Consider the following 13,305-nt stretch of genomic DNA (forward strand, 5'->3'; position numbering starts at 1 on the left):
GATGGTCACGATCATCGACACCAATGTCCTTGTAGACTTGGCGATCCCCGGCTCGGCATGGCACGATTGGTCCAGCGGACAGGTTTTCTCTGCCTTCAAACGCGGCCCGGTCGTCATCAATTCCATTATCTATGCGGAATTCTGCGTGCGGTACCGGTCGATGGACGAAGTGGATCGATTGCTGCCGCAGAGTGAGTTTCGTCGCGAAAATCTGCCTTGGCCCGCGGCATTTGCTGCGGCGGTGGCTTTCAGATCTTATCGGCGAGCGGGGGGAGCACGAGAATGCATTCTTCCGGATTTCCTGATAGGCGCGCATGCTGCAATTAGAGGCTACGAATTGCTGACGCGCGATTCGAAAGGCTATCGTTCCTACTTCCCGTCCATCAGTCTCATCACCCCCGAAACCCACCCCTGACGGATATTTCCCATGATCGGCAAGCTGAAAGGCACTATCGAAGAGATCGGCGAGGACTATGCGCTGGTCGACGTGCATGGCGTTTGCTATGCCGCCTTCTGCTCGGCACGTACCCTGTCGCGGCTGGGATCGGTCGGTGAGGCCTGCGTGCTGTTCATCGAGACCTATGTGCGCGAGGACCAGTTGAAACTGTTCGGTTTCATGACCGTGCTCGAGCGGGAATGGTTCAACCTCTTGCAGAGCGTGCAGGGGGTCGGCGCCAAGGTCGCCCTTGCCATATTGTCGACGCTGACGCCATCCGAGCTTGCCAACGCGATCGCGCTGCAGGACAAGACGGCAGTCTCGCGGGCGCCCGGCGTCGGGCCGAAGGTCGCGATGCGGCTGGTCACCGAGTTGAAGAACAAGGCGCCGGCCTTCGCCGGCGAGGGGGCGACCAACATCGGGCTGAAACAGGCGCTTGGGGAAGGTGTTGCCGCAGCGCCTGTGGCGGATGCCGTTTCGGCGCTGACCAACCTTGGCTATTCGCGCGATCAGGCTGCCAATGCCATTGCCGCAGCGATGAAATCGGCCGGCGAAAGCCCTGATAGTGCCAAGCTCATCCGGCTGGGGCTGAAGGAACTGTCGCGGTGAGAAAGCTTGTGAAAACTCTGGCGTTGGGTAAAACGCTGAAGTCCCCGGCAAGCGGATGTGCGACAATCAGAACTGTTGATCGACTTGCAGCGAAGGCCATCTCCCGGATGGCCAGTTGCGCAATGGCCAGTTGCCAAATGGAACGTCTGATATGAGCGAACCCGCCCGTCTGATATCGCCCGACAAGCGCGGGGAAGACTTCGACGTGACGCTGCGGCCGCAGTCGCTGGACGAATTTACCGGGCAGGCAGAGGCCCGCGCCAATCTGAAGGTGTTCATCGAAGCTGCCAAGGGTCGCGGCGAGGCTTTGGATCACGTCCTCTTCGTTGGTCCGCCTGGCCTTGGCAAGACGACATTGGCGCAGATCATGGCGAAGGAACTCGGCGTCAATTTCCGCTCGACTTCGGGGCCTGTCATTGCCAAGGCCGGTGATCTGGCAGCCCTGCTGACCAATCTCGAAGACCGCGACGTGCTCTTCATCGACGAAATCCATCGCCTCAGCCCGGCAGTCGAGGAAATCCTCTATCCGGCGATGGAGGATTTTCAGCTTGATCTCATCATCGGCGAGGGACCGGCGGCGCGTTCGGTGAAGATCGATCTGGCCAAATTCACACTGGTGGCAGCGACCACCCGTCTGGGCCTGCTGACGACCCCCCTGCGCGATCGCTTCGGCATTCCGGTGCGGCTCAACTTCTATACGGTCGAGGAGCTGGAGCTAATCGTGCGGCGCGGCGCCCGGCTGATGGGACTTGGCGTTACCGAGGAGGGAGCGAGAGAAATCGCCCGCCGCGCGCGGGGCACACCGCGTATCGCCGGCCGCCTGCTGCGGCGGGTCCGGGATTTTGCCGAGGTCGCCAAGGCCGAGGCGGTGACGAAGCAGATCGCCGACGAGGCACTGACGCGGCTGCTTGTCGACAATCTCGGCCTCGACCAATTGGACAAGCGCTATCTGAACATGATCGCCGTCAATTTCGGTGGCGGGCCGGTCGGCATCGAAACCATCGCTGCCGGGCTTTCCGAGCCGCGCGACGCGATCGAGGATATCATCGAGCCTTACATGATCCAGCAGGGCTTTATCCAGCGAACCCCGCGCGGGCGCGTACTGACGGCGATTGCCTGGAAGCATCTCGGCATGCAGCCGCCTCAGGATCTCGAAGCGGCTCAGTTTCGCCTGTTCCAGGAAGATGACTAGGTTTCTGCTTGCGCGCCGGAGGGCGAGCTATAGACGCCAAGGTCCTCATAAGCTCCAGAGGAAGTTGAATGGCTGATTTCAATCCTTGCCGCGTATTTCGCAAGCTCGCCTATAATAATGCGCTCGCCAATTACAGGCTGCATCAGGCCTGCGCGCAACTTGCTTTGGGGGAGTTCGAAGCGCTGCGAACCAGCTTCTTTCCGTCCATCAAGGCAACGCTCAATCACATTCTGGTTGTCGACTGGTTCTATGTCGACGGTTTGGAAGGCGGAAGCCTTGGCAGCGAAGCCTGGAAAGTCGAGGAGCCCTGCCAGACGATCGGCGCGCTTGCCGCCGAGCAGGCCAGGGTGGACAGCCGGCTGGTGGCCGTCTGCGAGAGGTCGACCCCTGAGACCCTCGCAAGTGTCGTCAATCTCCATCGCGACGAGCGCATTCAGTCGGAACTTATGGAGGATTTGCTGAGCCATCTGTTTCAGCATCAAACCCATCACCGAGGCCAGGTGCATGCGATGCTCGCCGGCAGCAGCGTCAAGCCGCCGCAGCTTGATGAATTCATCGTCGCGGACGATTGCCGCTTCAGAGGTAGCGAACTTGCGGCACTCGGCTGGAGCGAGACCGTGCTGATGTCTTAATGAGACCGAGCGACGGCGGCGGTCGCCGATCGCTCACTTACAGCTCGGTCGGTGGTTCGGATTGTCGCTGGTCGACAATGGGGACGGCCGAATACTCGGTTTCGGGTTGACTGCCATTGCAGGCGGCATGCCCAACCGCTCGTCAATGAAGGCCGCAATCGCGCGGGCATGGCATCCCATGACCATGCTCATGTGATTGCCGGTGTTGGAAATTCATTCCGCTTATTGACGTCGAGCTCGATGGCGGTGTGATTGAGAAGGCTTTGATGATCTTCAGGGCGCGGTTGCCGTTCAGACCTTTGTCGATAAGGTCGGCGTCCGGCGAAATCGCCATACGCTCGATTGTTCGTAAGTTGCAAGAAGCTGATCGATCATGGCGTTCTCCACTCAAAGATACCACGATAACGAGTAAATTCTCTAATAAGATGCGTTCATATTCGAATGCAACTTACAGGTTGTCTAGCTTATGGCTAATTTGCGATTCACTGGATATGCATCCGACCTCAAGGCTGCCTCCAAACAATGGGAACGTACTCACCCAGCTGCCGCTTTCGTCGCCGATGATCGGCCGCTTCAGAGGGAGCGAGCTTGAGGTTCTTGCCTGGAGCAAGACGGCGGTGACACTTCGGGAGAATTCAGCGAGGCAAAAGCTCTGGCCATATTTCGGATCGTCTCTCTCAACAAGGCCTTGCCGCCGCCCGTCCAGCCGAGCGCCTGGATCTTTGTCGTATCCATCTCGCTGACGATGGAATTCGGTGGCGATGGGGGAAGGGGATGCGCGCAGCCTGTCGCTTCCTGGACAAGCCCCAGGATTTCATGCGTATCGGTCAGGATATCCGAGACATTGAAGACTTCTCCATCGATGCGCGCGCTCTCGGTTTCAAGCATCAGCCGGACGGCGCGTGCCAGATCGCGGCCATGAACCTCGGTCGCGGCGCGCGATTGCACCGGTCGACCGCGAAGGTAGTCGCTGAACAATGTCTCCCATTTGTTCGGGTGGAGGTCGCCGTAGACGCCAGTTGACCGCAGGCTCACACCGACGAAGCCCGGAATGGTCATTGACAGCAATGCCCGTTCGACATCGAGTTTCACCTCGCCGTAAAGCGTGTTGGGCTCCGCAGCCATGTTTTCATAGAGGATTTCGCCCGCGAGCCTGTCGCCGTAGACCGCGCGGGAGGACAGGAATACGCAGCGGCGGATGCCCGCCTGCTGTGCCATCTCGAAGAGCTTCACGCTGCCGCCGAGATTGAGATGGCGAAAGCCATCCGGGTCGTTGCCTTCCCCGCCACGGTATTTGCCGGGCAGGTGGCTGAAAGCTGCGTGGACGAAGAAATAGGCTTCGTCGAAAGCGCTTGTCTGATCGACGTTGGGGTCGAGCGTCAGGGGAATGAAATCGACCGGCTTTGAAAACAGGCCGGGTGCAGGCGCGTTGCGGCCACCGACGGCAACGGCGTATCCGGCAGACAACAGATCTTCGACGACATAGCGACCGACAAGACCCGTTCCACCAGATACCAGAACCTTCATGCTGCCTCTTTCGGATTGACGAGAGCAGCAACATCCGGGGCGCCGTGCCCTGTGTGAAAGTGATGCCACAAATCAATCAGCGGTTTCAATCTATCAGCCTTTGGGTGATTCTGCTCCCATGGCTTTTCATATTGGTAATGCAGGATCGAAATGCTGTTCCAGTCCCAAAGAGCGGGCATGGTAAACCATACATATTGCAACATATTCATAAAGATAGGCAGCCCGTGCCAATCCGGGAAAAATGTCTCGAGGAAGGTCTGATCCGTTCGACGCCAGAATGCCCCCGGTCGGTCGAGCGCGGCCTGCATGTCGTCGAAGGTCGCAAGCGAGGGCCGAGCGACGAAGACCCCTGAATTCAGTCGCTGGAAATCGGCGAGACTGTCGTAGACATTGGGAGCCGCCGAAAATTCAGGGTATTCGAACAATTTGTCGACATTCTTCAGGACAACGGCATCGGCATCAATGAAGACACAGGTGTCGTAGTCGATAAGCTGCCAGAGCCGGAGCTTGCAGAAATTGTCGAGTGGCGAATGGAAGCAAGGCTTGCGGCCCTTGGTGAAGGGTGCTGCAGCGTGCAGATTGCCACGCGCATGCCGTTCGTTGAAACCCTGTGAAAGCGGCAGATGGGCTGTTTCAATCAGCCGGCAGCCCAGGCGCTCGAGTGGCGTGAGGTCGCGCTCGTCGACGCTGGCCGTATGGAGAACGACGATATCGGCCGATGTTGCGGTGTAGGACAGGGAGTGGGCAAGAGCGAGCGCGCCCATCGCATAGTCGGCGTTGGTGACCAGCGTTACATAGGCCTGGCGAGAGCGTGGGCCTCTGCTCGGCCTCAGGCCCTTTAGCATTTCGCTTCCAAACATCATGACACGGACTTCAATCGCTTGCCTTCCGGATCGTGGTTGACGGTCGTGGCAATGTCTTTCGTCCAGGCGGACACGGCAGGCACGCGGGCGCGGTCGACGCGATAGGCAAATTTCTTGGCGACGTCGACGATCTCGCTCAGAAGTCCGGCCTTCAGGGTGATCGGCTCGAGGCCGAGGTTCCTGAATTTCTCGTTCTCGACGATGAGGTCGTTCTCCGCCGCTTCTTTGCGTGGATTGGGCAGCCACAGGATCTGTGAGCCGCTGATCTTCGCGACCATCTCCGCTAGATCGCGGATGCGATGGGTTTCCGTCATCTGGTTGAAAATCTCGACACGCGAATTGCGCGCCGGCGGGTTCTTCAGCGCCAGTTCGATGCAGCGCACGGAATCTTGAATGTGGATGAAGGCGCGCGTTTGACCGCCGGTGCCGTGGACGGTCAGGGGATAGCCGATCGCGGCCTGAATGAGGAAACGGTTGAGCACCGTGCCATAATCGCCGTCATAGTCGAAGCGGTTGATCAGTTGCGGGTGGCGGCGGGTCTGCTCGGTATGTGTTCCCCAGACGATGCCCTGGTGCAGGTCGGTGATCCGCAGTCCGTCATTCCTCGCGTAGAACTGGAAGAGCAGCTGATCGAGGCACTTGGTCATGTGATAGATCGAGCCGGGATTGGCCGGATAGAGAATTTCCTGGCTGACCGTGCGGCCATCCGCCGTCTCAATGCCGACTGGAAGATAACCCTCAGGGATCGCCGCGCCGACCGTCGAATAGCCGTAGACGCCCATGGTGCCGAGATGAATGAGATGAGAATCGAGATTGAGCTCGACCAGCGCGTTCAAGAGATTGTGCGAGGCGTTGACGTTGTTGTTGACGGTGTAGTTCTTGTGACGGTCGCTCTTCATCGAATAGGGCGCAGCGCGCTGTTCGGCAAAATGAATGATCGCGTCGGGCCTGTTCTCGGCAAGCCACTTCTTCAATAGCTCATAGTCCTTGGCCAGATCGATGAGATTGAAATGGATGCGCCGGCCGGTCTCGGCGTGCCAGATGCGCGTGCGCTCCTGTATGGAGTCCATCGGGGTCAGCGACTGCACACCGAGCTCGGTGTCGATCCAGCGTCGCGATAGATTGTCGAGGATATGGACGTCGTGTCCGGCTTCGCAGAGATGCAGGGACGTTGGCCACCCGATGAAACCGTCACCGCCCATAACCGCAATTTTCATACCATCGTCTCCTTCTGCGCGTTGGTCGCCATCCGGTATCTTTCCGGATAGTTAGGAAATGTGACAATTGTTCAATGCTTGCGCGTTGACCAGTCTTCAGACAAAGAGGGTCCCCAGGTTTTTTTGGAGTTGGTGATGAACAATGGCGGCCCGTTTCTGATTGCCGGGGAGCTGACCTCGGACGGACATCTGCTGGCACAGCGGGTCTACTACGAGGATACGGACTTCTCAGGCCTGGTCTATCATGCGCGCTACCTGCATTTCCTCGAGCGCGGGCGCACCGACTACCTGCGCTGTCTCGGCGTGGAGCAGCGTGAGCTCCTGAGTGCCGATGAGGAGGGTCTTGTTTTCGTCGTCCATCGCATGGAAATCGATTTCAAGGGCCCTGCGCGGATGGACGACGTGCTGACGATCCGCACGCTGACCGAAAAGGCCGGTGGCGCAAAGATGGTCCTTGCCCAGGAAATCCGCCGCGGCGATTTGCTTCTCATCGCAGCCAAGGTGATCATCGCTGTCATCAACGCCAAGGGCAGGCCGCGACGGCTGCCAGAAGCGCTTGCCCGGCAGATGCTGGTGGCGTCAGAGCAGGTTGGCTAAGGCGGCCTGGATTTCAAAGAATACAGCTCGCAAATGCTTCAACTTCTGTGACGAAATTGCCCCACTCAGGTAGGCAGCTCCTTTGGGCGGCCGGCAAAGTCTTGGCACAACAAGATAAAATGGATCTGTTCGATGCCATTTCCCTCTTTCGAGGCGCTAACAATCTTTTAACCATAATAGTGTCTTAATACAGAAGTCGGAGATTGTGCGGTGCACGCCTTCCTTTGACCAAATTTGACGGCAAGAAGGCAAGTGAAAGCTTGGAGGCTAGGCCAAAGCCTTCAGTTGGCGGCTGCCAGTTACTTCTTGCGAGATCACTTTGTGCCGCCCGGTCACGCGCCGGGCGTTTGGATTCGGGGATTTTGGATCAATGGAACAAGTTGGATTGGCTGCTGCGACGACGGATGTGAGCCTCCTGTCGCTATTCATGCAGGCGGGCATCGTCGTCAAGCTGGTGATGCTCGGGTTGCTTGCCGCGTCCGTGTGGACCTGGGCAATCGTCATCGACAAATATCTGAGCTACGGCCGTGCACGGCGCCAGTTCGATCAGTTCGAGCAGGTTTTCTGGTCGGGCCAGTCGCTCGAGGAGCTGTTCCGGACGCTGTCGGAGCGCACCAACACAGGCCTTAGCGCCATCTTCGTCGCGGCGATGCGCGAGTGGAAAAAGTCCTTCGAGCGCGGCGCCCGGTCGCCGATCGGTCTGCAAATGCGCATCGACCGCGCCATGGACGTCACATTGGCGCGCGAGTCCGAATATCTCGGCGCGCGCCTCGGCTCTCTTGCGACCATCGGGTCGGCAGCGCCATTCATCGGCCTCTTCGGCACTGTCGTCGGCATCATGACCTCGTTCCAGGCGATTGCCGGTTCGAAGACCACCAATCTTGCAGTCGTCGCGCCCGGTATCGCCGAAGCGCTGCTGGCGACAGCCATCGGCCTCGTTGCCGCTATCCCGGCCGTTATTGCCTACAACAAGTTCTCCGCGGATGCGGGCAAGCTTTCGGCGCGCATGGAAGGTTTTGCGGATGAATTCTCCGCCATTCTTTCGCGCCAGATCGATGAGAAGCTGCAGCCGCGTGCGGCAGCACAGTAAACGACGGACAGAATCGGAGTAACATCAGATGGCAATGTCTGTTGGAGGCAGTGGCGGGGGCGGCGGTCGTCGCGGCGGACGTCGCAGGGGGCACGGCAGAGGCGGCCCTATTTCCGAAATCAACGTGACGCCGATGGTCGACGTCATGCTAGTGCTGCTCATCATCTTCATGGTGGCTGCGCCGATGATGACGTCGGGCGTGCCGATCGACCTGCCGCAGACGCAGGCAGGGGCGCTCAATGCGCAGACCCAGCCGATCACGATTTCGGTCAAGGGTTCGGGCGATGTCTTCATCCAGGAGACGCAAATCCCTGCTACCGAGATCGCGGCCAAACTGCAGGCAATCGCCACCACAGGCTATAACGAGCGCATTTTCGTGCGCGGCGACGCGACGGCACCCTACGGCGTGATCGCCGACGTCATGTCGCGCATCCAGGAGGCCGGCTACAAGAATATCGGCCTGGTTACCCAGCAGAAACAGGATCATTAGCGGACCGACATGAGGGGCAGCGTCGTCACATCTGCGATTCTTCACACCCTGGTGCTCATCTGCGCCTTGCTGACGATTGGCGCGCCGCAGGCTTTGGAGACCCCGGAGAGCGAAGCCATGCCGGTCGATCTCGTCTCGGCGGATCAGCTCCAGCAGGGTGAAAAGACAGCACCTGTGAAGGACCATGCGTCGAAGAAGCAGACGACCAAGCAGACCGAGGTCGCCAACGCCCAGAATAACGGCAACAATTCCATCGACCTGAAGAACCCGGCAACACCAACGGCGCGCCCGACTGACGACAATGCCGCTTCCGGGCAAAAGAAGGTTGAGACGCCGGTTCAGAAGAACGATCCGCAGCCGAACGAAGTCAAGACGATCGAGCAGCAGGATACCGAGGCGGCACCCAAGGAAGTCGCAGCGATACCTCTGCCGAAGCCCGAAGTAACTCCACCGACGCCAACCCCGACCCCGCCACCCAAGCCGGACCCCGCACCGACGCCTCCGCCAACGCCGCAAGCGGACTCGCAGCCGACACCGCCGCCGCAGCCGCAGCCGGCCGAACTGACGGTGCCGGCCAATATCCCCGTGCCTGTGGTCAAGCCCGAGCTTCAGCCGCAGAAGACCGCGGACAAGACGCCCGACGTCAAGCCCGAGCCCGTCAAGCCTGACGTCAAACCCGAGCCCGTCAAGCCCGACACCAAGGCGACGGACAAGACCGTGACGCAGAGCACCAACAAGTCTCCCGACGACGGCAAGAAGAAGGACGACAAGAAGCGTGAGACGGCGAAGGGCTCGAACGCGCAAAACAGCGATTTCGACCCTGATGCGATTTCGAAGATGCTGAACAAGGCCTCGTCTGCCGGCGGTGCCAAGCGCTCCACCCAGGTCGCTTCGGCCGGTGCGGATGCACAGAATCCCGCTCTCGGCGGCAAGAAGTCGGCTGGTGGCGGCAAGCTCAGTGCGAGCGAGCTGGATGGCCTCAAGGACCTAATCCACAGCCACTGGAATATCCAGAGTGCCGGTCAGGAAGGCGCGTCGGAGGTGCGCGTCAGGGTCGTCATGCAGCTCGATAAATCGGGCAACATCCAGGGCGATCCTGATGTCACTGCAACGGGTGGTCCGGAGGGTACGCGACGTACCATCGCGGAAAGCGCTCGTCGCGCCGTGCTGATGTCGGCGCCCTTCGACAAGCTGCCCGTTGAAAAATACGATGGCGCTGTGGGTTGGAACACGGTGGACATTACCTTTGACGCAAGCGACCTGGGGCTTTGATGCGGAGCGTCTTCAAGAACTTGTCGCGCCATAAATACCATGACCGAAGCGGATTGAACTTCGCTCCGATGCCGGCGCCCTTGCGCTATCAATGCTGAAAGGCTTGTCACATATGATCAAGAATTCCTTCGTCCGTCTCCTGCTGGTCCTTGCGGGCTTGATGGCAGCTTTCGCCTCTCCGGCCTACGCGGTGGTGCAGCTCAACATCAGCAAAGCCAATGTCGCTCCATTGCCGATTGCGATTACCGATTTCCTTTCGAATGGTGATGTCGGCGCTCAAATCTCGGCCGTGGTCGCAGCAGACCTGCAGCGTTCCGGCCTGTTTGCGCCGATCAACAAGTCTGCCTTCATCGAGAAGATCACCAATTCGGATGCGGCACCTCGCTTCCCGGACTGGACGTCGATCAACGCTCAGGCGCTCGTCACCGGCCGGGTCACCAAGGAGGCCGACGGCAGGCTTCGTGCGGAATTCCGGCTTTGGGACACTTTCGCTGCCAAGCAGATGACGGGCCAGCAATTCTATACGCAGCCTGAAAACTGGCGCCGGCTTGCCCATATCATCGCCGACGCGATCTATCAGCAGGTCACCGGCGAAAAGGGCTACTTCGACAGCCGCGTGGTCTTCGTCGCCGAAAGCGGCCCGAAGACTGCCCGCAAGAACCAGCTCGCCATCATGGATCAGGACGGCTTCAACGTCCGGATGCTGACCGACGGCAATGATCTTGTCTTGACGCCGCGGTTCTCGCCGAGCCGGCAGGAAGTCACCTACATGTCCTTTGCAAACCAGCAGCCGCGGGTCTATCTGCTGCAGCTCGACAACGGCCAGCGTGAGGTCGTCGGCAATTTCCCCGGTATGACGTTCTCGCCGCGCTTTTCGCCTGATGGTCAGCGGGTGATCATGAGCCTCCAGCAGGAGGGCAATGCCAACATTTATACGATGGACCTGCGCTCGCGCACGACGACGCGCCTCACCTCGACGGCCGCGATCGACACGTCGCCGTCCTATTCGCCTGACGGGACGCAGATCACCTTTGAAAGCGACCGCGGCGGCAAGCAGCAGATTTACGTGATGAACGCCGACGGCTCGAACCAGCACCGCATTTCCTTTGGTGACGGCTCCTACTCGACGCCGGTATGGTCGCCGCGCGGTGATCTGATCGCGTTCACCAAGCAGTCCGGCGGCACGTTCTCGATCGGCGTCATGAAGACGGATGGATCGGGCGAGCGCCTGCTGACGACGGGCTTTCACAATGAAGGCCCAACCTGGGCGCCGAACGGTCGCGTGATCATGTTCTTCCGCGAGGCTGCTGGTGCGAGCGGTCCGGCACTCTATTCGATCGACCTGACAGGCTATAACGAACAACAGATCAAGACGCCGGGCTTTGCATCTGACCCTGCCTGGTCGCCTCTGCTGGAGTAGTTGTCCACAACTCGTCACTTTGTCGCCGCAAAGTCCTGTGAGTTGCTTTTCCGGGACAATTTAGACTTCATTAACCACGTTTGTTGAAAACGGATTAACCGCGTGCGGTTACAGTCTGGCAACCTTAATACAGTCGCAAGGAGAGACCGGCTATGAGCCGTATTGACATCCCGGCCGCGAGCCGCATGCAGAATTTCGCCCGCAACCCGATCATGATCGCGCTGGTCGTTGGTCTGGCTCTTGCCGGCTGCGCTTCCAAGAAGAACCTGCCGAACGACGCCAATGGCCTCGGCCTGAATGGGGCAGGTGCTGCGACCCCGGGCTCGGCTCAGGACTTCACGGTCAATGTCGGCGACCGCATCTTCTTCGATACAGACTCTTCCTCGATCCGTGCAGACGCTTCCCAGACGCTGGCTCGCCAGGCACAGTGGCTTGCCCGCTATCCGAAATATGCCATCACGGTCGAAGGCCATGCCGACGAACGCGGCACCCGCGAATACAATCTTGCGCTCGGTGCCCGTCGTGCCGCTGCCGCCAAGGACTTCCTTGCTTCGAAGGGTGTGCCTGCCAACCGCATGAAGACGATCTCCTACGGCAAGGAACGTCCGGTCGCGGTTTGCGACGACATCTCGTGCTGGTCGCAGAACCGCCGCGCCGTCACGGTGCTGAACGGCGCCGGTTCTTGATAGCGACGCAACGCTCTTGAATTGGTAGAGGCGGCCCCGACGGCCGCCTTTATCTTTTATCGGGGTGGCGTTTGCGTTTTCGACCACACTTTGGCCGAACTCCGTTGCTTTTTGAGAGCAATTGTAAAAATCTCCTGCACGCGCCGTCGGTGCGAAGAATCATGAAAGACAGGACGATACAGATGAGAAAACTTGTCGTGGCAGGCATGCTTTGTCTCGCAGCGGTCGCAGGCTCCGAACGGGAAGCATTCTCCATGTCGCTTTTCGGGCTTCACCTGGGGTCTCGCAGCGCTGAGCAGGAGCCGGCAACGCCGCCGCCAGCGCCGCTGAAGGAACCGGTCAGCCGCAACCAGTCTCCGGTGCTTGTCCAGAGCAGTGACGCGGAAGTGCGGCTGCAGCAGCTGGAAGACCAGATGCGCCAGCTCAACGGCCGCGTCGAGGAAATGAGCTATCAGTTGCTGCAGATGCAGGAACAGATGCGCAAGACGCAGGAAGACAACGAATTCCGCTTTCAGCAGCTGGAAAAGAAGGGCGGCGCAACTGGCGCAACCGCGACCGGCGGCACCATCAAGAAGAGCGAGGCGGATGCACCGCCAGCGCCAGCCGGCGGCAAATCGGATGACATTGCCCGGGTCATCGAAACGCCTGGCGGCAGCGACATGCCGGACGTTGCACCCAAGAACAACGGTCTCGGCCAGCCGCCTGCCCAGCTCGGCTCGATCCAGTTCGACCAGAAGGGCAACCCCGTAGGCGGCAAGGCGAACCAGGTCAACAACAGCGCCGGCCCGGCTCCGGCGACCAGTGGTGCCGGAGACCAGACGGCGTCGCTCGGCAATGAAGGCGACATGTACAAGGCCGCCTACGGCCATGTGCTGTCGGGCGACTATAGCATCGCCGAAAAAGAGTTCAGGCAGTATATCGGGGCCTATCCCGAGACCGCGCGCTCGCCGGATGCCAATTTCTGGCTTGGCGAGGCGCTCTATTCGCAAGGCAAGTACAACGACGCCGCGACGACTTTCGTCAACGCCTACAAGAAGTACGGCTCATCCGAAAAGGCGCCGGAGATGCTATTGAAACTCGGGATGTCGCTGGCGGCACTCGACAACAAAGATACCGCCTGCGCGACGCTTCATGAAGTGACCAAGCGCTATCCGAAGGCCTCGAAGCCTGTCGTGACCAAGGTCGCCAGCGAAGAAAAGCGGCTCGCCTGCTGACCCCTGAAACAGGGAATGCGGATGCGGCAGAAAGCCCGGAAGCCGCCGTCGCCAAGTTCC

Annotated in this window: 14 protein-coding genes; 11 read left to right on the forward strand and 3 right to left on the reverse strand. The window is 59.7% G+C overall.

Annotated features, from left to right (window positions below):
• The first annotated feature begins 1 nt into the window (after nucleotide 1).
• The 4 genes from AB4Z52_RS00870 (at nucleotide 2) to AB4Z52_RS00885 (ending at nucleotide 2,869) form a co-directional block, all read left to right on the forward strand.
• Complete coding sequence (locus AB4Z52_RS00870) at nucleotides 2–415, forward strand: type II toxin-antitoxin system VapC family toxin (RefSeq protein ID WP_442215965.1); 414 nt, start codon at nucleotides 2–4, stop codon at nucleotides 413–415.
• Nucleotides 416–427: 12 nt separating this feature from the next.
• On the forward strand, nucleotides 428–1,045 hold the full coding sequence (ruvA, locus tag AB4Z52_RS00875; protein WP_442215967.1) for a Holliday junction branch migration protein RuvA: 618 nt from the start codon (nucleotides 428–430) through the stop codon (nucleotides 1,043–1,045).
• Between the two features lie 151 nt (nucleotides 1,046–1,196).
• Nucleotides 1,197–2,237 (forward strand): Holliday junction branch migration DNA helicase RuvB, encoded by a 1,041-nt coding sequence (ruvB, locus tag AB4Z52_RS00880; protein WP_442215969.1) that lies wholly within the window; start codon nucleotides 1,197–1,199, stop codon nucleotides 2,235–2,237.
• Between the two features lie 68 nt (nucleotides 2,238–2,305).
• Complete coding sequence (locus AB4Z52_RS00885) at nucleotides 2,306–2,869, forward strand: DinB family protein (RefSeq protein WP_442215971.1); 564 nt, start codon at nucleotides 2,306–2,308, stop codon at nucleotides 2,867–2,869.
• A gap of 573 nt (nucleotides 2,870–3,442) precedes the next feature.
• Here the strand turns inward: AB4Z52_RS00885 and AB4Z52_RS00890 are convergent.
• From AB4Z52_RS00890 to AB4Z52_RS00900, 3 genes are read right to left on the reverse strand one after another with little or no spacing between them, the layout of a single operon-like run.
• Entirely contained in the window at nucleotides 3,443–4,396 is a 954-nt protein-coding gene (locus AB4Z52_RS00890; RefSeq protein WP_442215973.1) for an NAD-dependent epimerase/dehydratase family protein, read from the reverse strand.
• The gene (locus tag AB4Z52_RS00895) at nucleotides 4,393–5,259 is read right to left on the reverse strand and encodes a glycosyltransferase (protein ID WP_442215975.1); all 867 of its coding nucleotides are present in this window, start codon (nucleotides 5,257–5,259) and stop codon (nucleotides 4,393–4,395) included. The genes AB4Z52_RS00890 and AB4Z52_RS00895 overlap by 4 nt, the downstream gene beginning before the upstream one ends.
• Nucleotides 5,256–6,476, reverse strand: a complete 1,221-nt coding sequence (locus AB4Z52_RS00900; RefSeq protein WP_442215977.1) for an NAD-dependent epimerase/dehydratase family protein — start codon at nucleotides 6,474–6,476, stop codon at nucleotides 5,256–5,258. The genes AB4Z52_RS00895 and AB4Z52_RS00900 overlap by 4 nt, the downstream gene beginning before the upstream one ends.
• A 135-nt stretch (nucleotides 6,477–6,611) precedes the next feature.
• Between AB4Z52_RS00900 and ybgC the strand changes: the two genes are divergently transcribed.
• The 7 genes from ybgC to ybgF all read left to right on the forward strand — a co-directional run bounded on the left by ybgC (nucleotide 6,612) and on the right by ybgF (nucleotide 13,245).
• On the forward strand, nucleotides 6,612–7,073 hold the full coding sequence (gene ybgC / locus AB4Z52_RS00905; RefSeq protein ID WP_442215978.1) for a tol-pal system-associated acyl-CoA thioesterase: 462 nt from the start codon (nucleotides 6,612–6,614) through the stop codon (nucleotides 7,071–7,073).
• A gap of 370 nt (nucleotides 7,074–7,443) precedes the next feature.
• Nucleotides 7,444–8,163: a protein TolQ gene (gene tolQ / locus AB4Z52_RS00910; RefSeq protein ID WP_442215980.1), complete on the forward strand. Its 720-nt coding sequence runs from the start codon at nucleotides 7,444–7,446 to the stop codon at nucleotides 8,161–8,163.
• Nucleotides 8,164–8,191: 28 nt separating this feature from the next.
• A complete protein-coding gene (gene tolR / locus AB4Z52_RS00915) occupies nucleotides 8,192–8,653 on the forward strand; it encodes a protein TolR (protein WP_442215982.1) in 462 nt (153 codons plus the stop codon).
• A gap of 9 nt (nucleotides 8,654–8,662) precedes the next feature.
• Nucleotides 8,663–9,925, forward strand: coding sequence for a hypothetical protein (locus AB4Z52_RS00920; protein ID WP_442215984.1), 1,263 nt, complete (start codon nucleotides 8,663–8,665; stop codon nucleotides 9,923–9,925).
• 112 nt (nucleotides 9,926–10,037) lie between these two features.
• On the forward strand, nucleotides 10,038–11,345 hold the full coding sequence (tolB, locus tag AB4Z52_RS00925; protein WP_442215986.1) for a Tol-Pal system beta propeller repeat protein TolB: 1,308 nt from the start codon (nucleotides 10,038–10,040) through the stop codon (nucleotides 11,343–11,345).
• Between the two features lie 152 nt (nucleotides 11,346–11,497).
• Nucleotides 11,498–12,031 (forward strand): peptidoglycan-associated lipoprotein Pal, encoded by a 534-nt coding sequence (pal, locus tag AB4Z52_RS00930; protein ID WP_442215988.1) that lies wholly within the window; start codon nucleotides 11,498–11,500, stop codon nucleotides 12,029–12,031.
• A gap of 182 nt (nucleotides 12,032–12,213) precedes the next feature.
• Nucleotides 12,214–13,245 carry a tol-pal system protein YbgF gene (gene ybgF / locus AB4Z52_RS00935; RefSeq protein ID WP_442215990.1) on the forward strand — a complete coding sequence of 344 codons (1,032 nt, stop codon included), beginning with the start codon at nucleotides 12,214–12,216 and terminating at the stop codon, nucleotides 13,243–13,245.
• The last annotated feature ends 60 nt before the right edge of the window (nucleotides 13,246–13,305 follow it).

Origin of the sequence: Rhizobium sp. 2YAF20 (assembly GCF_052114685.1) — a bacterium.
Lineage (GTDB): Bacteria > Pseudomonadota > Alphaproteobacteria > Rhizobiales > Rhizobiaceae > Rhizobium.